This is a genomic window from Pseudomonas sp. 9.2(2024), assembly GCF_039695385.1.
Lineage (GTDB): Bacteria > Pseudomonadota > Gammaproteobacteria > Pseudomonadales > Pseudomonadaceae > Aquipseudomonas > Aquipseudomonas paraglycinae.
The window spans coordinates 2,656,517-2,679,357 of sequence record NZ_CP155585.1; the positions used below are offsets into that span (position 1 = coordinate 2,656,517).

The following is a 22,841-nucleotide window of genomic DNA, read 5'->3' on the forward strand; positions in this document are numbered from 1 at the left end:
AGAGTCGGGCTGGTTAAAGTGGAGGCTGTCCCTTTTCTGGAGAGCCTCAACATGAATCCGATCGCCGCTTCGGCGCTGACCCTTTCCCTGCTGGCGGGCGAAGTCCAGGCCAGCGAGACATCTCGCGTGACCGTTACTCCCAACGGCTCACAACCGTCGGCCAAAGGCTCGAGCGACTGGTTTACCGGGACGGTACGGGTCGATGCGCCGTTCAAGGGCAGCGATGCGGCGCGGATCAGCGGCGCCACCGTGACCTTTGAGCCGGGAGCGCGTACGGCGTGGCACACCCATCCGTTGGGGCAAACGCTGATCGTTACCGCTGGGTCAGGCTTCGTGCAGGAATGGGGGCAGCCAGTGCGGGTGATTCGGCCAGGCGACACCGTGTGGATCGCGCCCAACGTGAAGCATTGGCACGGTGCGGCGCCGACCACGGCCATGACGCATATCGCCATTGCTGAAATGCTGGATGGCAAAGTGGTGGACTGGATGGAGCAGGTGGGAGAGGCGGAGTATCCCGACGTCCGCTAATCAACAAGTCGCCCACGGTGAGACCGAACGTCCTCACCGTGGGGCCATTCCACAAATCAAATCATCTCTGGCAGTGACGCGAGAATCTTGTCCAAGGTAATCGGATACTCCCGCACCCGCGCGCCCGTGGCGTTGTAGATCGCATTCGCCACCGCCGCACTCACGCCGCAGATCCCCAGTTCCCCGACCCCCTTGGCTTTCATCGGCGAGGAAATCGGGTCGGTTTCATCGAGGAAGATCACCTCCTGATGCGGGATGTCGGCATGCACCGGCACCTCGTAGCCTGCCAGGTCATGGTTGACGAAAAAGCCCTGGCGCTTGTCCACCGCGAGTTCTTCCATTAATGCTGCGCCGACGCCCATGGTCATGGCGCCGATCACCTGGCTGCGGGCTGATTTCGGATTGAGAATCCGCCCGGCGGCGCAGACTGCGAGCATGCGCCGCACGCGGACTTCGCCGGTGGCGGCATCGACGGCGACTTCGACGAAGTGCGCGCCGAAGGTCGATTGCTGATATTGCTTGGCGAGGTCGGCGAATTCGATGCTGTCCTCGACTTCGATCGGGGCATGTTGCGCGGCCTCGCGTAACGGCACGTTCTGGCTGCCCAGTCGCACGTGGCTATCGACAAACTGCGCTTCACCCGCGTTCATGCCCAGTTTGGTCGCGACCGCTTCGCGCAGCTTCATGCACGCCGCGTAAACCCCGGCGGTCGAGCAGTTGGCGCCGAACTGGCCGCCGGAGCCGGATGACACCGGAAAGTTCGAATCGCCCAAATGCACAACCACATCGTCGAGACCGACGCCCATCACTTCGGCGGCGGTCTGGGCAATGATCGTATAGCTGCCAGTGCCGATGTCCGTCATGTCGGTTTCAACGGTGATCTTGCCGTCGCGCTCCAGCCGTACGCGTGCGCCGGACTTCACCAGCAGGTTGTTGCGAATCGCCGCCGCAACGCCCATGCCGATCAGCCAGCGACCTTCACGACGGCTGCCGGGCGTCGCATTGCGCTTATTCCAGCCAAAACGTTCGGCGCCGGTTTGCAGGCATTCAATCAGACGCCGCTGGGAGAACGGCCGCTCGGTTTTCACCGGATCGACCTGGGTGTCGTTGAGGATGCGGAACTGGATCGGATCGAGTTTGAGCTGTTCGGCCATCTCGTCCATGGCGATCTCCAGTGCCATCAGCCCCGGCGTTTCACCCGGCGCGCGCATGGCGTTGCCTTCCGGCAGATCCAGCGGGGCCAGGCGCATGGTCACCAAGCGATTTTCTGCGGCATAAAGCAATTGACTCGGCTGCGCCGCGACTTCGACCTTGCCGTCGGCGAGGTTGCCCGACCAGCCTTCATGGGCGATGGCGGTGAGTTTGCCGTCAGCCGTGGCGCCCATGCGAATCCGCTGAATGGTAGCCGGACGGTGGGTAGTGTTGTTGGCGATCTGCGGGCGGGCGAGGGCGACCTTCACGGGACGGTTCGCCAGACGTGCGCCAAGGGCGGCGAGGATCGCGTCGGCACGAATGAACAGCTTGCCGCCGAAACCGCCACCAATGTATGGCGAGATCAGCCGCACGTTTTCCTTGGGCAGGCCGAGGGTGGCGGCGATGTCGCCGACGCTCCAGGCGATCATCTGGTTGGAGGTCCAGAGCGTCACGTGATCGCCTTTCCAGGCGGCGAGGGTCGCGTGAGGCTCCATCATCGCGTGGGATTGATCCGGCGTGGTGTAGGTCTGGTCGAACTGCACGGGCGCGGCGGCGAAGGCGGTGGCGAAATCGCCGTGCTTGACGTCCGGCAGATCGTCTTTCGGCTCCACGCCCTGGTCGCGCACGCTGGCCAGATCAAATTGGCCCTTGTCTTGCGCGTATTCGACGTTGACCAACTGCGCGGCAGCCCGCGCCTGTTCGAAGGTTTCGGCGACCACCAGCGCCACGGCCTGGTGATAGTGCTGCACTTGCGGCCCGGCCAGCAGGTGCGCGGCGTTGTATTGGCCTTTGCCGAGCTTGCCGGCATTGGCGGCGGTGACGATGGTCAGCACCCCCGGCGCGGCGCGGGCGGCCTCCAGATCGATGCGGGTGATGCGACCTTTGGCAATGGCCGAACCGACCATGACGCCATAGGCCTGATTCTCGACCGCCTCATGTTGCTCGTAGGCGTAAGGCGCCTGGCCGCTGGTCTTCAGCGGGCCTTCAATGCGGTCGGTGGGTTTGCCGATGACGTTCAACTGATCAATCGGGTTGGTCGTGGCGGGCGTGTCGAATTTCATGCTTCGTCCCTCGCTTGGGCCAGCACCGAGGCAATCGTGCGCTCGACCAATGTCACTTTGAACTGGTTGTCAGAAGTAGGCGTGGCGCCGTCGAGCAGGCGCGCGCTGACGGCTTTCGCGCCTTGCGGCAGCAGCGCTTCCGCCGCTTCGACTCGCCAGGGTTTCGGCGCGATGCCACCGACGGCGATGCGCCCGCTGCCATCCTTCTGCAGGATCAGGCCGACGGAGACCAGCGCGAAGGCGTACGACGAGCGGTCGCGCACCTTGTGATAGACATGGGTGCCGCCCACCGGCGCGGGCAGGGTGACGGCAGTAATCAGCTCGCCCGGTGTCAGGCTGGTTTCGACATTCGGCGTGGTGCCGGGTAATTGATGGAAATCCGCCATGGCGATGCGCCGCGTGCTGCCGTCGGCTTTGAGCGTTTCCACCTGGGCATCCAGCGCCCGCATCGCGATCGCCATGTCACTCGGATGGGTCGCGATGCAAGCATCGCTGACGCCGATAATGCCGAGTTGTCGACTGACCCCGCCAATCGCCGCGCAGCCACTGCCGGGATTGCGTTTATTGCAGGCTTGATTGGTGTCGTAGAAATACGGGCAGCGCGTGCGCTGGAGCAGATTGCCGGCGGTGGTCGCCATATTGCGCAACTGGCCCGATGCGCCGGCGAGCAAGGCGCGGGACAGCAGCGCGTAGTCTTTCCGGACCCGACTGTCGGCGGCCAGATCGGTGTTGCGCACCAGTGCGCCGATGCGCAAGCCGCCGTCGTCGGTGGCTTCGATCCGGTCGAGGCCCAGGTGATTGACGTCAATCAGCTGCTGCGGTGTTTCGATGTCGAGTTTCATCAAGTCCAGCAGATTGGTGCCGCCGGCGATAAAGCGGGCGCCCTCGATTTGCGCAGCTTGGGCAGCGGCTGCGGCAGGAGAGTCGGCGCGGCTGTAGTTGAACGCTCTCATGCTGGCACCTCCGCGACTTCGCTGATGGCTTCGATGATGTTCGAATAGGCGCCGCAGCGGCAGATGTTGCCGCTCATGCGTTCCTGCAATTCGCTGGCGATCAGTTGCGGCGGTTCGGTGAGGCTGGCGCTGGCGTGGCTGGGGATGCCGTCACGGATTTCCTGAAGCACCGCCACCGCCGAGCAGATCTGCCCCGGCGTGCAGTAGCCGCACTGGTAACCATCATGCTTGATGAACGCCGCCTGCATCGGATGCAGATGATCCGGCATGCCGAGACCTTCGATGGTGGTGACTTTGGCGCCGTCCTGCATCACCGCCAGGGTCAGGCACGAATTGATTCGCCGGCCATCGACGATCACCGTGCAGGCGCCGCACTGGCCGTGGTCGCAGCCCTTTTTGCTGCCGGTCAGCTGCAGGTGTTCGCGCAGGGCGTCGAGCAGGGTGGTGCGAGTATCAACCTCCAGCGCCTGTGGCTTGCCGTTGACTTCGATGGTTACTTTGGCCATGGCCGGTTGCTCCAGGCTGGCCGCATAGGCCTTGAGGCTGATGAAAGGGGGCATCGCGAACGCAGTTGCGGTCACGGCACCGAGAATCAGGAAACGGCGTCGGGAGATCGCCATTGGCGGATGGTCGTTCATTGGCTTGGCTTCCTCTATCAGGTCGGCAGGGTGTGAAAGACCCGCACGGGTACGCTGGCGTGGTTGCCAGTCTCGCTCTGTTCTAGGAGTGACCACGCTGGAGAGGAAAAGGTTTTCTTTGATTTGCGCATGGCCTCATGCGCACGCTTCATGAATCGACGGAATGAAGGTGGGTGCCTTGGCTGTGAGTCAGATCGCTCTCACAACCGAGGCACCCGCGATCTCAATGCGCGCCGACCACCATGGACGTAAACGGCGCCACATACGCCTGCAACGTCACCAGGCCGCCGACCAGGATTGCCAGCACGATGGAATGGAAAAACACGTAACGCAGGATTTCCCCTTCATGGCCGTACCAGCGAGTCGCCGTCGAGGCGACCACGATCGACTGCGCGTCGACCATTTTGCCCATCACTCCGCCGGAGCTGTTGGCCGCCGCCATCAGGACCGGGCTGATGCCCAGCTGCTCCGACGTCACCCGTTGCAGGCCGCCAAACAGCACGTTGGACGCGGTATCCGACCCAGTCAGTGCTACGCCAAGCCAGCCGAGCAAGGTGCCGAACATCGGGTAGAAAATCCCCGTGGCAGCGAATGCCAGGCCCATGGTCGCGTCCAGCCCCGAGTAGCGGGTCAGAAATCCCAGCGCGAGCATCGCGGCAATCGTGATCAGCGAAAAGCGCACGACCCACAGTGTGCGAAGGTACTGTTTGATCAGTTGCGGGATCGAGTAGCCCATCAGCAATCCACCGACAATCGCCGCGAGCAGGATGCCGCTGCCGGTGGCAGTGAACCAGGTGAACTTGTACACCGCCTCTTCAGCTTTCGGCGCGGCGACCACCGGAGGGACTTTTTCGATCTGCAGATGCAGGGAGCTGAAAGTCACGGCCGGGGCGAACACCGGATTGGCCTCGCGCAGCGGTTTGCCCTGCGGATCGAGCCTGGCCGATTGGCTGACGGGATCAATCGCCGGACGGGTGTCGAACATGTTCTTGAAACCCTGGGTGCCCCAGGCAAACACGAACACCGTGAGGATGATCCACGGCATCCACGCGCGCATCACTGCCGGGCGCGCCTGATCGCTGAATGCACCGCTGGCCGTGATTTTTTCTTCTTCGACCTTCGAGTCGTCATGCCGTCCCGTCAGCGCGGCCGAGGTATGAACAGTCGCCGGCCTCCAGACCTTGAGGAACAACGTCAGGCAGGCCATGGAAATCAGCGCGGCGATCACATCCACCAGCATCGGCCCGTGGAAGTTCGAAACCAGAAACTGCGGGATGGCGAAACTCACGCCAGCCACCAGAATCGCCGGCCATACTTCCAGCATCTTGCGCCAACCGGCGAATGCCCAGATCAGCCAGAACGGCACCAGCACCGAGAAGAACGGCAATTGCCGTCCCACCATCATCGATAACTCCATTTCATCCAGCCCGGTGACCTTGGCCAGCGTAATGATCGGCGTGCCCAGGGCGCCAAAGGCCACGGGCGCAGTGTTGGCGATCAGCGCCAGACCGGACGCTGCCAGTGGCGAAAAACCAAGACCGATCAGAATGGCCCCGGTCACCGCCACCGGGGTACCGAACCCGGCGGCCCCTTCGAAGAAAGCACCGAAACAAAAGGCGATCAGCAGCAATTGCAGGCGCCGGTCGTCGGTGATGCGGGCGAGCGAATCCTGCAACACCTTGAACGAGCCGTTCTCGGTGGTCAGACGATGCAGAAAAATGATGTTGAGCACGATCCAGCCAATCGGCAGCAGCCCGTTGGCCGCCCCGAACAGCGCCGCAGAACCGGCCATGTTGGCGGGCATGCCGAAGGCGAAGATCGAGATCAACAGCGCTGAGGCCAGCGCCAGCAGTGCGGCCAGATGAGCCTTTACGTGAAAGAAGGCCAGCGCCGCCAGCATCACCACCACGGGAACGGCGGCCATGATCGTGGAAATCACCGGATTGCCGAACGGGTCATAGACTTGTTGCCAGACCATGTCGCACCTCTGCTTGTTGTTCTTGAGGGGCAGATCCTTTGCGCGTTGCAAGCAGTATAGGTGGCATTTGGCCGCCGCTCGGGCGAGGCGGGCGAGGCGATCAACGGTCATCGGCGGTCTGTGAATCATCGTCGTTTTCCCCGGTCGTATCTGCGGCAGCGCACACCGCGCCTCTTCGGTGCGGGCAGCGCTGCCGTTTCCGTCGTCAAGACCTTGGTTTTAGGGAAATTCTGAATGATGCGTGCAACAAGCCTGCTGCTGACCGTTTCTGCCGCCGTACTGCTGGGCGGCTGTGTGGCGGATTTCGATGATGACCATCGCCATGGTCGGCATTACGACCGCGATCATGGTCGTTACTACGATCATGACCGGCGCTGGGACGACCGCGATGACGACCGCCGCGACGGGCGTCGTTATCACCGCGACCGGGATGATGACTGACTGAAACGAAGAGGGCGTTCCCCTGTGGGAGCGCCCTCTGGCATTAAAAATGAGCGCTCGCCCGGACGCTGGATCGCGCAGGCACGGAGGCCTCGATGTCCAGCAAATGGGTGGCGAGAATGTCGCTCAGAAAACGGAACTGATCGTTGAGGCCGACCACTTCATTGCTGAAATGATTGCTGGCGGCGGGCATCAACAGATCTTCGAAGGCTTCGTCGAACACCAGCGCCTGTGTCTTGCGCGACACGGCGTGCTGATCGTAGTAGTTGCTGCCGAAGACCGGGAAACTCACGGCGAGGGTGACGGTACTGATCATGATGTGAACTCCTCGTGCTGTGTGTTTCGGATGGGTTAATCGTGCCTTTGGCGAGCGGTCGGCGGAAGGCAATCGTCGCAATGGTGAATATCGACGCCATTGATGGTTGGACTGATGCAGCCCTGACCAGCGGATAAACGGCGCACCCCACGCACCTATACTCATTTCATCTCTCCCGGATTCTTCAGGTCTCCCGCCCGAAGAACAGATAAGGACCGCCACCGTGAACCTGCGTGCGCTGCTCGTCGCCGCACTGGTGTTGCTGGCCGGCTGCGCCACCACGGCGCGGGCCCCGGTGAGCGCGCCGGCGGTGGTGGTCTCGCCGGCCACCTGGCAGCAGATCGACCGGGAAATCGTCAGTGCCTCGAAGCAGGCCACCGAGCAGGTCAAGCTGTTCGCCCGTGGCTCGATGGAACATTGGCGCATTCGGGTCTATGAGCAAACTGAAGAAAATTTCATCCCGTGGTTCAGCAGCTACTGGACCCAGGAATGGCTGTCGATGAAGGTCAGCTGGTACACCATCAGTGCCAGCGGCGAGCAGGATGCTTCGGCCAAACGTCTGGCGGCCTATCTGCTGGAGCAATATCAGGAACGCGTACTGGCGCCGGTGGCGGTGGAGATCGACCCGGACGCGATCCTCGGCCAGTCCACCGCGTTCTATGCGCAGCTGATGGCGCAGCAGATGCCGGTCATCGCCCAGCGCCACGGCGTGCCCATCGCCCAGCTCAACGGGCGGTTGCAGAAAATCCCCGCCATCGCCCTCGGCCCGCCGCCCGCCCGGGATGCTTCGCTGTACCAGATCGTCAGCACTGAACCGTTGAACACGCTGCCGGCCTACGCCGCGCTGATCGACAAGATCCACACCGACGGCGGCTCGAAAGGCGTGGCCTCGACCGATACGGCCATGGCGCCGGTGGCCAAACGCGCCAGCCAGCGCATGGAGGCAGAAATGGCCCCGCGCGGCGCCGCGAGCGCGGTAGCGGCAGCGGCAGGCAAACTGGCCGGGGCGCTGATTTCGGTCGGCGTGGCGGGCGTGCGCGCAATCATTCAGGCCAACGACCGCCCGGACAGCGAAGCGCTGATTCGCAGCAGCCTGGGCAACACCTTCGACAAGGCTTGGCTGAAACTGGTGCAAAACCCGACCACCGGCGTGATGGCCGGCACGCTGCACATGGCGGCGCAGGTCGAAGTCAATCTGGGCGGGCGGGACGAGCCGTCGGTCGGGTTGGGCGTCAACCGTGTCGAATGGCGGCCGCCCGAGTCGACTACTCAGCAGATCGAACCCACCCTGCAAGGAGAATGATCATGGCTTACATCGATGTGTTCGTGGCGCCCGTGCCGAATGCCAATCGCGAACAGTACAAAAAACACTGCGAAATCGCCGCGAAACTGTTCAAGGAATACGGCGCTTTGGAGGTGATTCAGGGCTGGGGCGATGACGTGCCGGACGGCAAGGTCACCTCATTCCCGATGGCGGTGAAACTCAAGGAAGGCGAAACCGTATCGGCGGGCTGGCTGGTCTGGCCGGACAAGGCCACTCGCGATGCCGGCATGGCAAAAATGATGGAAGACCCGCGCATGCAGCCGGACGTCAATCCGATGCCGTTTGATGGGCAGCGGATGATCTTCGGTGGCTTCAAGGACATTCTCGAGCCTTGATGCCGCGTTGCCGGGTCACTCCGCCGACGGGGTGATCCGGCAGCCTTTGCGGTTGCGAATCTGCTCGTCCGTCGGCCGCTCGCGCACAAATTCGAAACGCGGCTCACCTTCGCTGTAATGCACCAGCCAGCCCCATTCCAGTTCGCTCTCATCCTGTCCGGGATTCGGCGGTCGGGCCCACCAGGGTTCTTTGCTGAGGATCTCGCGCATGATGTCCTCCGGTTGATGGCAATCGTTGAACTATAAACCCCACGCCGAGAGTCGCCAGAAACGGGCGTGTAGAATCCAGGGATCTCGACGAACGAAGGAGCGTGGCCATGACGGACGAAACGCGCGGGGATCAACCGTTCAAGCGGCTGTTCTTCGCCCTGGACTGCCCGCCGGCGCAGCGCAAGGCGATTGCCCAGTGGCGCGGCGAACTGGGTTTGCGTACCGGCAAACCGGTGCCGGCGGACAACTTTCATCTGACGCTGCTGTTTCTCGGTGCGGTGCCGTTGGCGCAGATTGGCGAAGTCTGCGAGGCGGCGGCAAAAGTGCGCACGCCGGGCGAGGCGCTGAGGATTTCACTGGATCGGTTGCAGGTCTGGCGCCGTGCCGGGGTATTGTCGCTGGCGCCGGAGCAGGCACCGCAGGGATTGCTGCGGCTGGTGTATGCGCTGGAGCAGGCGATGTTGCCGTTCGGGTTTGAAGAGGCGACACGCGAGTATCGTCCGCACCTGACACTGGCCCGGGACTATCGGGCGCCGGAACCGGAATCTGCCAAGCCGCCGGAGTTCTTCCTGCGGGCTGAACGCTTTGCGCTGTTCGAATCCCACAAGGGCCGCTATCGCTCGCTGGCCGACTGGTCACTGATCTGAGCCCACAAAAAAAGGCGCCCGAGGGCGCCTGAATTCACCTGAACCGAGGAAGCCAGGTGAGGCCGTTCAGAGCAGGGGGCAGCGGTGGTAAGGCGCTGCATGAACGGAAACTTGTGATTCTGATCGCTGACTGCCTGATCGTTCCCATGCTCTGCGTGGGAATGCAGCCCGGGACGCTCCGCGTCCCAAATCGGACGCAGAGCGTCCATTGAGGCATTCCCACGCGGAGCGTGGGAACGATCACCGCGAGCATTCCGGGTTTATTTGCCGAGTTTCACGCGTGTCCAGCCCCGGGTCATGATCCGTTGCGTGGCAATCGGCTGATCCGGCACCGCATACAGCGTGGCCATCACCGCTTGCGGCGGGTATGAGCCCGGGTCGTTGCGGATCGCTTCGTCCACCAGCGGCGTCGCGGCTTCGTTGGCGTTGCTGTAGCCGATGCTGTTGGTGACTTCGGCGATGATGTCCGGGCGCATCAGGAAGTTCATGAACAGGTAGGCGTTCTCGACGTTGGCGGCATCGCGCGGGATGGCGACCATGTCATAGAAACTGCCGGCGCCTTCCTTGGGAATGCTGTAGTCGATCTCGACCTTGTTGCCCGATTCGACCGCGCGAGCCTTGGCCTGCAACACGTCACCCGAATAGCCGACCGCTACGCAGATGTTGCCGTTGGCCAGATCGGAGATGTACTTGGACGAATGGAAGTACGCCACCGACGGCCGGATCTTCATGAACAGCGCTTCGGCTTCGGCGATGTGCTTCACGTCCTTGTCGTTCACCGGATAGCCCAGGTAGTGCAGGGCGGCCGGGAGCATTTCGGTCGGCGAATCGAGGAAGCTGATGCCACAGGCCTTCAGCTTCTCGGCGTTTTCCGGTTTGAACAGCAGGTCCCAGGAGTTGGTCGGCGCATTCTTGCCGAGCACTTCCTTGACCTTGTCCGGGTTGAAGCCGATGCCGATCGAGCCCCACATGTACGGGAACGCGTGGGCGTTTTCCGGATCACTGGCGGAGGCGTTTTTCAGCAGCACCGGGTTGAGGTTTTTCCAGTTTGGCAGCTTCGATTTGTCCAGAGTCTGATAGACCCCGGCCTTGATCTGCTTGGCCAGGAAACTGTTGGACGGCACCACGATGTCGTAGCCGGATTTACCCGCGAGCAGACGTGCCTCGAGGGTTTCATTGCTGTCGAACACATCGTAGGTCACGCGGATGCCGGTCTCGTCCTCGAACTTCTTGACGTTGTCCGGAGCGATGTAATCCGACCAGTTGTAAACGCGCAGCACCTTGTCGTTGGCCTGGGCGCCCGTGGCGATTGCGCCCAATAAGGACAGTGTCAGCAGAGTCCTGCCAAACATTTTCATCGGTGAAACTCCATTCTTTTTATTCAAAAGCTTTTAAGCCAAAGCGCAAAGCCGTAAAACGCGACGGCCCTAGGCCGTCGCTGCCACTCGTTGAGGTTGCGGTTGCTGCCACGATTCGTTGGCGGTCTGATCCATCGCTTCCTGAATCGCACGCTTGCGGTTGGCTTCTGCCTTGCGGCCGAAGTACCAGACCAGGAAGGTCACCAGCGACACCGCCAGCAGAATCAGGCTGGCCACGGCGTTGATCTCGGGCTTCACACCCAGACGCACGGCCGAGAACACTTCCATCGGCAGGGTCGTCGAACCCGGGCCCGACACGAAGCTCGCCAGCACCAGATCGTCCAGCGACAGCGCGAACGACATCATGCCGCCCGCCGCCAGCGACGGCGCGATCATCGGGATGGTGATCAGGAAAAACACCTTGAACGGTTTCGCGCCCAGATCCATCGCCGCTTCTTCGATCGACAGGTCCAGCTCGCGCAAGCGGGCGGAGACTACCACCGCCACATAAGCGGCACAAAACGTGGTGTGGGCGATCCAGATGGTGACGATGCCACGCTCCTGCGGCCAGCCGATCAGTTGCGCCATCGCCACGAACAGCAGCAACAGCGACAGACCGGTAATCACCTCAGGCATCACCAGCGGCGCGGTGACCAGACCACCGAACAGCGTGCGACCCTTGAAGCGGGTGATACGAGTCAGCACGAAGGCGGCGAGGGTGCCCAGCGCTACGGCGGCAATCGCGGTGTAGCAAGCGATTTCCAGCGAGCGCACCACCGAGCCCATCAGTTGGGTGTTGTCGAGCAGGCCGACGTACCACTTCACCGACCAGCCGCCCCAGACCGTCACCAGTTTCGAGGCGTTGAACGAGTAGATCACCAGAATCAGCATCGGCAGATAAATGAACGTCAGGCCGAAGATCAACATGAACTTTGCAAAACCGAAGCGTTTCATCCCCGTGCCTCCATCTCTTTGGCCTGGCTGCGGTTGAACAGCAGAATCGGCACAATCAGGATCAACAGCATCACCACCGCCAGCGCGGACGCCACCGGCCAGTCGCGGTTATTGAAGAACTCTTGCCATAGCACGCGACCGATCATCAGGGTCTCCGGGCCGCCCAGCAGTTCCGGAATCACGAACTCGCCCACCACCGGAATGAACACCAGCATGCAGCCGGCGATGATGCCGTTCTTGGCCAGCGGCACAGTGATTTTCCAGAAGTTGTTGAAGTTGCTCGAACCCAGATCCTGCGCGGCTTCCAGCAGGCTGCCGTCGTGCTTCACCAGGTTGGCGTAGAGCGGCAGCACCATGAAAGGCAGGTAGGCGTAAACCACGCCGATATACACGGCCGTGTTGGTGTTGAGGATCTCGATCGGGTGATCGGTGAGCCCGGTCCACATCAAAAATGCGTTGAGCAAACCGTTGTTGCTGAGGATGCCCATCCATGCATAGACGCGGATCAGGATCGCAGTCCAGGTCGGCATCATGATCAACAGCAGCAGGACGTTTTGCGTTTCCTTGCCGGTCTTGGTGATCGCGTAGGCCATCGGGAAACCGATCACCAGACACATCAGCGTACTGAGCAGCGCCACCTTCAGCGAACCGAGGTAAGCCGACAGGTACAGCTCGTCTTCGCCGAGCAGGGTGTAGTTGCCGATGTTCAGGAACAGCTGGAATTTCTGTTCGGCGTAGGTGTAGATCTCCGAGTACGGCGGGATCGACAGCGCGGCTTCCGAGAAGCTGATCTTCATCACCAGAAAGAACGGCAGCATGAAGAACAGGAACAGCCAGATGAACGGGATGCCGATGACGAACTTTCGCCCGCTGGGCACCAGGCGCAGGAATTGCTGATTGAAGGTTCTCATGAGCGCAGTACCACGCCGCTGTCGTCTTCCCACCAGACGTAGACCTTGTCGTCCCAGGTCGGACGCGCGCCACGACGTTCGGCGTTGGCCATGAACGACTGGACGATCTTGCCGCTCGGCAGCTCGACGTAAAACACCGAGTGGCCGCCGAGGTAGGCGATGTCATGCACCTTGCCTTCGGACCAGTTGTAGCGGGTCTCCGGCTTGATCGTGCTGACGAGCATTTTTTCCGGGCGGATCGCGTAGGTGATCGACTTGTCCTGCACCGAAGTGCTGACGCCATGACCGACGTAGATCTTTTGCTGCAAGTCCGGGCTGTGAATGATCGCGTGACCTTCAAGGTCCTCGACCACGGTGCCGTCGAAGGCGTTCACGTTGCCGATGAATTCGCAGACCATGCGGCTGACCGGCGCTTCATAGATGTCGACCGGGCTGCCGATCTGGGCGATCCAGCCCAGGTGCATGATCGCGATGCGCTCAGCCATGGTCATGGCCTCTTCCTGGTCGTGGGTCACCATCACGCAGGTCACGCCGACGCGCTCGATGATCTCAACCAGTTCTAGCTGCATCTGCGAACGCAGTTTTTTATCCAGTGCGCCCATCGGTTCGTCGAGCAGCAACAGCTTCGGACGCTTGGCCAGGGAGCGGGCGAGGGCCACGCGCTGACGCTGGCCGCCGGACAGTTGATGCGGGCGGCGCTTGGCGTATTGGGTCATGTGGACGAGGCGCAGCATTTCTTCGACGCGGGCATCGATTTCGCTGGCCGGCAAACGGTCCTGCTTGAGGCCGAAGGCGATGTTCTGCGCCACGGTCATGTGCGGGAACAGGGCGTAGGACTGGAACATCATGTTGATCGGCCGCTCGTACGGCGGCATGTCGGTGATGTCGACACCGTCGAGCAGAATGCGTCCTTCAGTCGGCCGTTCGAAACCGGCGAGCATGCGCAGCAAGGTCGATTTGCCCGAGCCGGAGCCGCCGAGCAGGGCGAAGATTTCGCCCTGATGGATCTCCAGGGACACATCGTCCACCGCAGTGGTTTCGTCGAACTTCTTGGTAACTCGATCGACCTTCACCAGAACCTTTTTCGGTTGCTGATGACCTTCAAGAGCCTTCCTGTAAGTGCTGGAGGCGTTTGCCATGTGAAACTCCCAACAGGTTTCAGTCGCCGGGCCAACGCGGCCTGGCTTAAGAGTGGATTGCAGACCCGCACCGTGCGGGTTGTTCGGCGCCGCCGTCCTGGCTGCCGGGTGGTGCTTTTTGTTTTCGCGGTGTGTTGCTGATCGCGGATGACGGATGCGCAAAAGCGCAGCCGCCGACCCCGCGGGGGCAGTAAATGGTTTTGCAATCGTTGGGTGGCGTCAGCGCTGGTTGCGTCGCGCCGCACGCTGGCGGCAAGCCTCGCCGAATGCCTGGAAAATCCGCAGGTAGTTCGGGTTGTCCAGCACCTGCCATTCCGGGTGCCATTGCACGCCGAGGGCGAAGGTCGGGCTGTGTTCTACCGAGACCGCCTCGATCAGGCCATCCGGTGCCACGGCTTCGGCGCGCAGGCCGGGAGCGAGGCGGTCGATGCCCTGACTGTGAATCGAGTTGACCTGGAATTCACCTGGCAGCTCCAGCGCTTCGAACACGCCACCGGGCAGCACCGTCACGGCATGGGCCGGGGCGTATTGCACGGCGACATCCGGGCTGTCGGCTTCGCGGTGATCGAGCATGCCCGGCAGCTCATGCACCTTCTGGTGCAGGCTGCCGCCGAACGCCACGTTCATTTCCTGGAAACCCCGGCAGATGCCGAGTACCGGAACGCCCGCCGCGATGGCTGCACGCAATAAAGGAAGGGTAGTGGCATCCCGCGCCGGATCATGATCCGTGCCGGGAGCGCTGTCCGGGCCCTGATAGTGGAAGGGTTCCACGTTGGATGGGGAGCCGGTCAGCAACAGACCGTCGAGCTGACCCAGCAGGTCTTCGATTTCAGTCAGTTTGCCAAGGGAAGGAATGACGACGGGCAACCCCAGCGCCGCAACGCTGACAGCGCGAACGTACTTGTCGCCGCTGATGTGATAGGGGTGCAGGCCAATCTGTTTGACGCACGCAGTAACGCCGATCAATGGCTTGAATGCCATTTTTATTCACCTCGAAGTTTGACACTTGAACGAGCTTTTCCGGAGCTTAGCCTCGTTGATTTTAATTAACAACTCCCATGTAAAAAATTCTAAACGCCGTTCATCAAATCTTCATCAAGAACGGGGCTCTGGCGCCTGCTTTGGCACGAGAGTGTTAAAAAAAGCCCAAAAAATAAACGCTGAGCGGCCCTGTGTTCGCTATTGACTTCACTTTGCCGTTCGGGTTGACTGGCTCGGCGAAACAGCAGTGAACATAATAATTAACAGCTAAATAGGTGCATCATGTCGGTCCCTCTGCGTGCCGTTCAACTCAACGAAGCAAACGCATTCCTTAAGAAACATCCTGAGGTTTTGTACGTCGACCTTCTGATTGCAGACATGAACGGTGTGGTGCGCGGCAAGCGCATCGAGCGCACCAGTCTTCACAAGGTTTACGAGAAAGGCATCAACCTGCCGGCCTCGCTCTTTGCCCTCGACATCAACGGCTCCACGGTGGAAAGCACCGGTCTGGGCCTGGACATCGGCGACGCCGACCGTATCTGCTACCCGATCCCCGGCACCCTGAGCATCGAGCCTTGGCAGAAGCGTCCGACGGCGCAACTGCTGATGACCATGCACGAGCTGGAAGGCGAGCCGTTCTTCGCCGACCCGCGTGAAGTACTGGCCAACGTGGTGCGCAAGTTCGACGCACTGGGCCTGACCATCTGCGCCGCGTTCGAACTCGAGTTCTACCTGATCGACCAGGACAACGTGAACGGCCGTCCGCAATCGCCGCGCTCGCCAGTCTCCGGCAAGCGTCCGGTGTCGACTCAGGTTTATCTGATCGACGACCTCGACGAGTACGTCGACTGCCTGCAAGACATCCTCGAAGGCGCGAAAGAGCAGGGCATTCCTGCCGACGCCATCGTCAAGGAAAGCGCCCCTGCGCAGTTCGAAGTCAACCTGCACCACGTCTCCGACCCGATCAAGGCGTGCGACTACGCCGTCCTGCTCAAGCGTCTGGTGAAGAACATCGCCTACGACCACGAGATGGACACCACCTTCATGGCCAAGCCATATCCGGGCCAGGCGGGCAACGGTCTGCACGTGCACATTTCGATCCTGGACAAAGAAGGCAACAACATCTTCGCCAGCGAGGATCCCGAGCAGAACGCCGCGCTACGCCACGCGATCGGCGGTGTGCTGGAGACCCTGCCTGCGCAAATGGCTTTCCTGTGCCCGAACGTCAACTCGTACCGCCGCTTCGGCGCACAGTTCTACGTGCCGAACTCGCCGAGCTGGGGCATCGACAACCGCACCGTGGCCGTCCGTGTGCCGACCGGTTCGCCGGATGCCGTGCGCATCGAGCATCGCGTAGCCGGTGCCGACGCCAACCCGTACCTGCTGATGGCTTCCGTGCTGGCCGGTATCCACCACGGCCTGACCAACGAAATCGAACCGGGCGCCCCGGTCGAAGGCAACAGCTACGAGCAGAACGAACAGAGCCTGCCGAACAACCTGCGCGACGCCCTGCGTGAGCTGGACGACAGCGAAGTCATGGCCCGCTACATCGATCCGATGTACATCGACGTATTTGTCGCGTGCAAGGAAAGCGAGCTGGCCGAGTTCGAGAACTCGATCTCTGACCTTGAGTACAACTGGTATCTGCATACGGTGTGAGGTCCTCAAAAGCCCCTCACCCTAACCCTCTCCCGGAGGGAGAGGGGACTGACCGAGTTGTCTTGAGATATTCAGCGACCTGACCGATCCAGTCGATTATGGATTCGGTAGAGATTTTTCAGGTCGGCGGAGCTCTCCAGCATCCCCCGGTCGGTCCCCTCTCCCCCCGGGAGAGGGCTAGGGTGAGGGCAGCCATCTCAAGTCGAACACACACACCAGACACCCCCAAATTCCCCCGCGTCGAGCCACCACCATGACAACGACCCGCAACGACTGGGAACAACGCTTCCAGTCCCTGACCCTCGAATCCCGTGCCTTCATCAACGGCGAATACCGCCCGGCCATCAGCGGCGAGACCTTCGAATGCCTGAGCCCCGTCGACGGCCGTTTCCTGGCCTCCGTCGCCAGCACCGATGAAGCCGACGCCAACCTCGCCGTCGAGGCCGCGCGCCAATCCTTCAACTCCGGCGTGTGGGCCAACAAGCCCCCGACCGAGCGCAAGCGCATCCTGATTCGCTTCGCCGATCTGATCCTGCAACACCAGGAAGAACTGGCGCTGCTCGAAACCCTCGACATGGGCAAACCGATCAGCGACTCGATGAGCATCGACATCCCGGCGACCGCCAACGCGATCCGCTGGAGCGCCGAGGCGATCGACAAGATCTACGACGAAGTCGCCGCCACCCCACACGATCAACTGGGTCTGGTCACTCGCGAGCCAGCGGGCGTAGTCGCAGCCATCGTGCCGTGGAACTTCCCGCTGATCATGGCCAGCTGGAAATTCGCCCCGGCGCTGGCGGCAGGTAACTCGTTCATCCTCAAGCCTTCGGAAAAATCGCCGCTGACCGCGATCCGCATCGCGCAACTGGCGCTGGACGCGGGCATTCCGAAAGGCGTGTTCAACGTCTTGCCAGGCTTCGGTCACACCGTCGGCAAGGCGCTGGCGCTGCACATGGACGTCGACGTGCTGGCCTTCACCGGCTCCACGGCGATTGCCAAGCAACTGATGATTTATGCCGGCCAAAGCAACATGAAACGCGTCTGGCTCGAAGCTGGGGGCAAGAGCCCGAACGTGGTGTTTGCCGACGCACCGGACTTGCGCGCGGCAGCACAAGCGGCGGCCGGCGCCATTGCGTTCAACCAGGGCGAAGTCTGCACCGCCGGCTCGCGCCTGCTGGTGGAGCGTTCAATCCGCGAGCAATTCATCCCGCTGCTGGTGGAAGCGCTGCAAGCGTGGAAACCGGGCCACGCCCTCGATCCGGCGACCACCGTCGGCGCCGTGGTCGATCAGCGTCAACTGGACAACGTGCTGCGCTACATCAGCATCGGCCGGGAGCAGGGTGCCGAGCTGATCGCCGGCGGTCAGCGCACCCTCGAAGAAACCGGCGGCACCTACATCGAGCCGACGATTTTTGACGGCGTGACCAACGCCATGACCATCGCCAAGGAAGAAATCTTCGGCCCGGTGCTGTCGCTGATCACCTTCGACACCGTCGAGGAAGCGCTGCACATCGCCAACGACAGCATCTTCGGCCTGGCCGCCGGGGTCTGGACCAGCAACCTGAGCAAGGCCCACACCTTCGCCCGTGGCCTGCGCGCCGGCAGCGTGTGGGTCAACCAGTACGACGGCGGCGACATGACCGCGCCGTTCGGTGGCTTCAAACAGTCGGGCAACGGTCGCGACAAATCGCTGCACGCGTTCGACAAGTACACCGAGCTGAAAGCGACCTGGATCAAGCTCTGACTCTTTTACAGCGGTGGTCGCCTGCAACCGGTGACCCTCGGAGAATAAAAAAATGAAACAACAACACGTGAACAGCTACTACGCCGCCACCCGCAACGAAGTGATCGATTTCCCGATCCTCGAAGAGTCGGTGGAGTGCGATGTCTGCATCATCGGCGCCGGCTACACCGGCCTGTCCTCGGCGCTGTTCCTGAGCGAAGCCGGCTACAAGGTGACGGTGCTGGAAGCGGCGAAAGTCGGCTACGGCGCCAGCGGTCGCAACGGTGGCCAACTGGTCAACTCCTACAGCCGTGACGTCGACGTGATCGAAGAGCGCTACGGCGACAAGACTGCCGAAATCCTCGGCAGCATGATTTTCGAAGGCGCCGACATCATCCGTTCGCGCATCAAGGAATACGACATCAAATGCGACTACCGCCCGGGCGGCATTTTCGCAGCGATGAACAAGAAACAACTGAACGGCCTGGCCGAACAAAAACGTAGCTGGGAACGTTACGGCAATAAAAACCTGAAGATGCTCGACGCTGCGGACATCCGCCGCGAAGTCGGCTCCGACGCCTACGTCGGCGGTCTGCTGGATATGCAGGGCGGTCACATCCACCCGCTGAACCTGGCCCTCGGCGAAGCCGCGGCCATCGTGCGTCTGGGCGGCAAGATCTACGAGCAGTCCGCTGCCGTCGAAATCAAATACGGCGAGCCCAACGTCGTACGCACTGCCAAAGGCCAGGTCCGCGCCAAGTACCTGCTGATCGCCGGCAACGCCTACCTGCCGCAAGGCCTCGACAACCGCGTGACCGCCAAGAGCATGCCGTGCGGCTCGCAGATCTGCGTCACCGAACCGTTGACCGAAAAACAGGCCCGCAGCCTGATCACCAACAACTACTGCGTCGAAGACTGCAACTACCTGCTCGACTACTACCGCCTCACCGCCGACAACCGTCTGCTCTACGGCGGCGGCGTGGTCTACGGCGCCCGTGAACCGGACGACATCGAAACCCTGATCCGCCCGAAGATCCTCAAGACCTTCCCGCAGCTCAAGGACGTGAAAATCGATTACCGCTGGACCGGCAACTTCCTGCTGACCATGTCACGCATGCCGCAATTCGGCCGCATCGAGAAAAACGCCTACTACATGCAGGGCTACAGCGGCCACGGCGTCACCTGCTCGCACCTGGCCGGCAAACTGATCTCGGAAATGATCCGTGGCGACGCCGAACGCTTCGACGCCTTCGCCTCCCTGCCACACATGCCGATGCTCGGCGGCCGCACCTTCTCCGCGCCCCTGACCGCCCTCGGCGCCGTGTACTACTCGCTGCGCGACCGTTTCGGCATCTGATTAACCTCGCCGGCGGCGCCCCCAAAAAGGGCGTCGCCGGCTTTTTCATGTGCCGTCCATCGAACCTGCTGAGCAACACCAGCAAACGTGATTTAATAGCCGCCTTTCACGGTTCCGGGACACGGGAGCAACGTGATCCGCGCGACCTGCGCGGCACCCGCCACCCACCCCCATTACCCTTAAGTCGTTCTCACATAAGGCTGTCATGGATACGGGTTCTCGACTCAAACTAGTACGCGAAAGCTACAAACTCTCCCAGCGCGAGCTGGCCCGGCGTAGCGGCGTGACCAATGCCACCATCTCCCTGATCGAACAGAATCGTGTCAGTCCTTCCGTCAGCTCACTGAAAAAGCTGCTCGAAGGCATCCCGATGTCCCTGGCCGACTTCTTCACCTTCGACCAGCCCCCCCGCGAACACCAATACGTCTTCCGCGCCAACGAACAACCCGACCTCGGCCGCCACGGCTTGCGCCTGCTGCTGATCGGCGCCTCGGTCCCAAGCCGCCAGATGCGCTTGCTGCGCGAGCAATACGCCCCGGGCGCGAGTTCGGGGGAAGAGCCGATTGTTCACGCGGAAGGTGAGGAATGCGGGTTGGTGACCCGTGGCACGGTCGAGTTGACGGTGGATGGGCAGGTGAGCGTGTTGAGTGCGGGGGATGGGTATTATTTTCCGACGACGCTGCCGCATAAGTTCCGGAATATCGGGGCGGATGAGGCTGAGATTATTAGTGCGAATACGCCGGCGAATTTTTGAGAAAAACGCCGTTTTCCTCGCATGAACCGCAAACTGAAAACCGCAGAGATGCGGTTTTTTTACGACTGAAATTCTGTTCCCTCTCTCGTTTTTGAATGCTTAAAGTGATGTTTATGTGCCATCATATGGATCCAAAAAATGGAGGTGGCTCATGGCAGAAAAAAAAGACGATAATTTAGGTGGAGCCGTTGCCGCAGGCGTTAGCGCTGCAACAGGAGCAGGCCTCGGTGCAGCCTACGGTGTAACCGCTATCGGAGTAGCCGCAGCTGAAACGGCCGCAGCGGCTGCTCTTGCGACTGCTGGATCGGCTGCAGCAACTACTGCAACGTTGGCTGCAGCGGGTGGTGGTAGCTTGGCGGTGGGTGGAACTGGGATGGTTGGTGGGGTAACGGCGATTGCGGGAAGTGCTGCTGGCGCTGCCGTCTTGCCTATTGTCGGATGCGCTGTTGCCGGAGCTGCGGTGTTAGGGTTGGTTGGCTGGGGGGCTTATAAAGTTGGTCGTAAGTTTCTTGATGATTGAACAAAATTAGTCGCAAAATATTTAAAAAATTTGTTTTTTCGATGATTCATTGCGCTCGGTAATTCGATTGTATAGATCGTAGCGAGCCAAGCTTTTTGGTCTCAACAGATAAGGATGTTGCAGATGTGGTTTTTTAAAAAGGAAGGTCGTGCTACATATCTAGAGTTTTTGAGGAATTTAACTCCGCAGATTCTTCTATTCGCCGCCATCATGATTATTGGCGAAAAAATGATGAGGCAACCTCCTGAGTCTTGTGCGTGGTATGGCATTGGGGTCTTTGTGCTAGTGCTGTTCGCAATTATGTGGATTCTTGCATTCGCTGCCAATGGATCTCTTTTATATGACAAGGCATTGGCCAGTCGCTCTGACATTGAAGAGCATAAGAGCATGCTGAAAGAGGGTGGGCTCAAGGGTGGTAAGTTGGCATGGGCGTCCTTTAAATATACTGCTGGTAATCATCGGCTTTTGGTTGCTGAAGTCGTGATCATCATTTTTGTGATCTATGGTAGTACAATTTTGGCGATGATGTCCGGTGTTATAACTGCACTTGGATTTCTCAAAAATGTAAAATAAAAAGTAGCTTAAAAGTGGCAGATTTATTTGTGCAAGTCCGTCACCTTCAATTTTCCTAGCCAAAAACACCAAGTTTCCGTTGCTCTATAACTCGAAACGCGTCACTCACGTCCTGAATTATAGTTCTGGCGATGATGGTGACTGTGTTGATGTCATGTTCCATGAAAAGGTGACAGATTTATTTATGTGGCAGAATGCCGAAGAGCTGAAACAACGTGTTGCCGGTTTCCAGAATGAATACTTCTCCGCCTGCCTGGCCCGTGCGACACTATAGTTTTTTATTATTTTCTATCGATTGCGGTGGTGCAGTAGATGTTTTCTTGTGAGCAGTACTCAACATTGACGGAAGTTAAATCCGTCTTTCTAGTTGTAGGTGGTTTGACGACAGTGGCTTACGTAATTTATTTAGGCGCTATAGTAGTTCTGAAGGCGCTGGGACGTGATCTAAATCGTCTTGTAAGTAATGGGTTTTTTGTGTCTCTGGTGAATTTGGCCGCTCGTCGATGCATTTGGTTCGCTGTTTGCGTATCTGTTGGAATGGCTATCTGTGGTTGGATGATATTGGCACTGGATTACCTTTTATCATTGAGATTCGGCCCCTTTGAAGAATGTACAACAGTGTACTTTCTCTATGGGTGGAAAATGTGCCTCACTGGAATGATGCTTGGATTTTTGCTTTATTTTGCGACAAAAGCTCAGCGTTTCCACATTCCGCTTGGTAAATTCACATCGCTGACCATCAGTACCCCTCGAGAATATCACCTGCATCTAAATGGCAAGATTGAGCCGGTGTCAATGGCATACGTTTATGCGCGAAATTCCATTAATAAACTTATAAAAGAACACTCTGGATTCGTGTTGGTCATGGAATCTTGGCTTTTGGCCCAAGATGCTATTCCGCCAATAGGAGTAGAGGCAGTCAAGGGAACGTACTCTTTTGTTGTTTCGTGGCGTAGTCGAAGCGGGGGGAAGTTTGTTAGAGGTTTTTTGCTGGTCTGTAGACTTGTTGCAATGTTTGTCTTGGCTCCAGTGATATATAAAAAATATCGTGATCTTCGGCTGAGTCCGATGACTCCATCGAGGGGTATGCAGTTGCTGTTGATGAAGTATTCTTCCCTTAATGTCAGTTGGAGTTATAAAATGACACCATTTTTTCAGCTCTTGGTTTTAACTGCTCTGTACCCGGAAAGAATGGAAGCGGCAACAGGGTGTAGCGGAGTAATAGTTATAGAGATTTAAGCTAGAATTGCTTTTTTTTTGGGAATTAAGAAGGTGACAGATTTTCTT

At 60.0% G+C, this 22,841-nt stretch carries 22 protein-coding genes and 1 pseudogene; 11 read left to right on the forward strand and 12 right to left on the reverse strand.

Annotated features, from left to right (window positions below):
• Positions 1-51: 51 nt before the first annotated feature.
• Positions 52-528 carry a cupin domain-containing protein gene (locus tag ABFB52_RS11970; RefSeq protein WP_085748271.1) on the forward strand — a complete coding sequence of 159 codons (477 nt, stop codon included), beginning with the start codon at positions 52-54 and terminating at the stop codon, positions 526-528.
• 56 nt (positions 529-584) lie between these two features.
• Here the strand turns inward: ABFB52_RS11970 and paoC are convergent, their stop codons facing one another.
• From paoC to ABFB52_RS11990, 4 genes are all read right to left on the reverse strand, one after another.
• Positions 585-2,783: an aldehyde oxidoreductase molybdenum-binding subunit PaoC gene (gene paoC / locus ABFB52_RS11975; RefSeq protein WP_129974160.1), complete on the reverse strand. Its 2,199-nt coding sequence runs from the start codon at positions 2,781-2,783 to the stop codon at positions 585-587.
• Complete coding sequence (locus tag ABFB52_RS11980) at positions 2,780-3,736, reverse strand: xanthine dehydrogenase family protein subunit M (protein ID WP_102717777.1); 957 nt, start codon at positions 3,734-3,736, stop codon at positions 2,780-2,782. Before ABFB52_RS11980 ends, paoC begins: the two co-directional genes overlap by 4 nt.
• Positions 3,733-4,374 carry an aldehyde dehydrogenase iron-sulfur subunit PaoA gene (gene paoA, locus ABFB52_RS11985; protein ID WP_085748274.1) on the reverse strand — a complete coding sequence of 214 codons (642 nt, stop codon included), beginning with the start codon at positions 4,372-4,374 and terminating at the stop codon, positions 3,733-3,735. Before paoA ends, ABFB52_RS11980 begins: the two co-directional genes overlap by 4 nt.
• A gap of 223 nt (positions 4,375-4,597) precedes the next feature.
• Positions 4,598-6,352 (reverse strand): L-lactate permease, encoded by a 1,755-nt coding sequence (locus ABFB52_RS11990; RefSeq protein ID WP_129974161.1) that lies wholly within the window; start codon positions 6,350-6,352, stop codon positions 4,598-4,600.
• Between the two features lie 234 nt (positions 6,353-6,586).
• Here ABFB52_RS11990 and ABFB52_RS11995 point away from each other — a divergent pair, with 234 nt between their 5' ends.
• A complete protein-coding gene (locus ABFB52_RS11995) occupies positions 6,587-6,793 on the forward strand; it encodes a hypothetical protein (protein WP_064382340.1) in 207 nt (68 codons plus the stop codon).
• 43 nt (positions 6,794-6,836) lie between these two features.
• Here the strand turns inward: ABFB52_RS11995 and ABFB52_RS12000 are convergent, their stop codons facing one another.
• The gene (locus ABFB52_RS12000) at positions 6,837-7,109 is read right to left on the reverse strand and encodes a hypothetical protein (RefSeq protein WP_085607515.1); all 273 of its coding nucleotides are present in this window, start codon (positions 7,107-7,109) and stop codon (positions 6,837-6,839) included.
• Between the two features lie 223 nt (positions 7,110-7,332).
• Between ABFB52_RS12000 and ABFB52_RS12005 the strand changes: the two genes are divergently transcribed.
• Positions 7,333-8,412, forward strand: coding sequence for a hypothetical protein (locus ABFB52_RS12005; protein WP_346836130.1), 1,080 nt, complete (start codon positions 7,333-7,335; stop codon positions 8,410-8,412).
• 2 nt (positions 8,413-8,414) lie between these two features.
• Positions 8,415-8,768: a DUF1428 domain-containing protein gene (locus ABFB52_RS12010; protein ID WP_085748278.1), complete on the forward strand. Its 354-nt coding sequence runs from the start codon at positions 8,415-8,417 to the stop codon at positions 8,766-8,768.
• A gap of 15 nt (positions 8,769-8,783) precedes the next feature.
• Here ABFB52_RS12010 and ABFB52_RS12015 read toward each other — a convergent pair whose 3' ends face one another.
• Positions 8,784-8,978, reverse strand: a complete 195-nt coding sequence (locus ABFB52_RS12015; RefSeq protein ID WP_007957125.1) for a hypothetical protein — start codon at positions 8,976-8,978, stop codon at positions 8,784-8,786.
• A gap of 107 nt (positions 8,979-9,085) precedes the next feature.
• Between ABFB52_RS12015 and thpR the strand changes: the two genes are divergently transcribed.
• Positions 9,086-9,625 carry an RNA 2',3'-cyclic phosphodiesterase gene (gene thpR / locus ABFB52_RS12020; protein WP_129973890.1) on the forward strand — a complete coding sequence of 180 codons (540 nt, stop codon included), beginning with the start codon at positions 9,086-9,088 and terminating at the stop codon, positions 9,623-9,625.
• Between the two features lie 260 nt (positions 9,626-9,885).
• Here thpR and ABFB52_RS12025 read toward each other — a convergent pair whose 3' ends face one another.
• The 5 genes from ABFB52_RS12025 to ABFB52_RS12045 form a co-directional block, all read right to left on the reverse strand.
• Complete coding sequence (locus ABFB52_RS12025; RefSeq protein ID WP_129973888.1) at positions 9,886-10,983, reverse strand: polyamine ABC transporter substrate-binding protein; 1,098 nt, start codon at positions 10,981-10,983, stop codon at positions 9,886-9,888.
• Positions 10,984-11,052: 69 nt separating this feature from the next.
• Complete coding sequence (locus ABFB52_RS12030; protein ID WP_102717775.1) at positions 11,053-11,937, reverse strand: ABC transporter permease subunit; 885 nt, start codon at positions 11,935-11,937, stop codon at positions 11,053-11,055.
• The gene (locus tag ABFB52_RS12035; RefSeq protein WP_039770920.1) at positions 11,934-12,848 is read right to left on the reverse strand and encodes an ABC transporter permease subunit; all 915 of its coding nucleotides are present in this window, start codon (positions 12,846-12,848) and stop codon (positions 11,934-11,936) included. Before ABFB52_RS12035 ends, ABFB52_RS12030 begins: the two co-directional genes overlap by 4 nt.
• Positions 12,845-13,987, reverse strand: a complete 1,143-nt coding sequence (gene potA / locus ABFB52_RS12040; RefSeq protein WP_007957110.1) for a polyamine ABC transporter ATP-binding protein — start codon at positions 13,985-13,987, stop codon at positions 12,845-12,847. Before potA ends, ABFB52_RS12035 begins: the two co-directional genes overlap by 4 nt.
• 219 nt (positions 13,988-14,206) lie before the next feature.
• The gene (locus ABFB52_RS12045) at positions 14,207-14,968 is read right to left on the reverse strand and encodes a gamma-glutamyl-gamma-aminobutyrate hydrolase family protein (protein ID WP_102687367.1); all 762 of its coding nucleotides are present in this window, start codon (positions 14,966-14,968) and stop codon (positions 14,207-14,209) included.
• Between the two features lie 282 nt (positions 14,969-15,250).
• On the opposite strand from ABFB52_RS12045, the gene ABFB52_RS12050 reads away from it, so the two are divergent.
• The 5 genes from ABFB52_RS12050 to ABFB52_RS12070 all read left to right on the forward strand — a co-directional run bounded on the left by ABFB52_RS12050 (position 15,251) and on the right by ABFB52_RS12070 (position 21,554).
• The gene (locus tag ABFB52_RS12050; RefSeq protein ID WP_011333558.1) at positions 15,251-16,627 is read left to right on the forward strand and encodes a glutamine synthetase family protein; all 1,377 of its coding nucleotides are present in this window, start codon (positions 15,251-15,253) and stop codon (positions 16,625-16,627) included.
• Positions 16,628-16,880: 253 nt separating this feature from the next.
• Positions 16,881-18,371 (forward strand): aldehyde dehydrogenase, encoded by a 1,491-nt coding sequence (locus tag ABFB52_RS12055; RefSeq protein WP_129973887.1) that lies wholly within the window; start codon positions 16,881-16,883, stop codon positions 18,369-18,371.
• Positions 18,372-18,423: 52 nt separating this feature from the next.
• Positions 18,424-19,707 carry an FAD-binding oxidoreductase gene (locus ABFB52_RS12060; protein WP_129973886.1) on the forward strand — a complete coding sequence of 428 codons (1,284 nt, stop codon included), beginning with the start codon at positions 18,424-18,426 and terminating at the stop codon, positions 19,705-19,707.
• 205 nt (positions 19,708-19,912) lie between these two features.
• A complete protein-coding gene (locus ABFB52_RS12065) occupies positions 19,913-20,461 on the forward strand; it encodes a cupin domain-containing protein (RefSeq protein ID WP_011333561.1) in 549 nt (182 codons plus the stop codon).
• Between the two features lie 643 nt (positions 20,462-21,104).
• Positions 21,105-21,554 carry a hypothetical protein gene (locus ABFB52_RS12070; protein WP_041073447.1) on the forward strand — a complete coding sequence of 150 codons (450 nt, stop codon included), beginning with the start codon at positions 21,105-21,107 and terminating at the stop codon, positions 21,552-21,554.
• 55 nt (positions 21,555-21,609) lie between these two features.
• Here the strand turns inward: ABFB52_RS12070 and ABFB52_RS12075 are convergent.
• Positions 21,610-21,720 (reverse strand): annotated as a pseudogene (locus ABFB52_RS12075) (fructose-bisphosphate aldolase); the annotation flags it as partial.
• Between the two features lie 146 nt (positions 21,721-21,866).
• Here ABFB52_RS12075 and ABFB52_RS12080 point away from each other — a divergent pair.
• Entirely contained in the window at positions 21,867-22,793 is a 927-nt protein-coding gene (locus ABFB52_RS12080) for a hypothetical protein (RefSeq protein WP_129973885.1), read from the forward strand.
• The last annotated feature ends 48 nt before the right edge of the window (positions 22,794-22,841 follow it).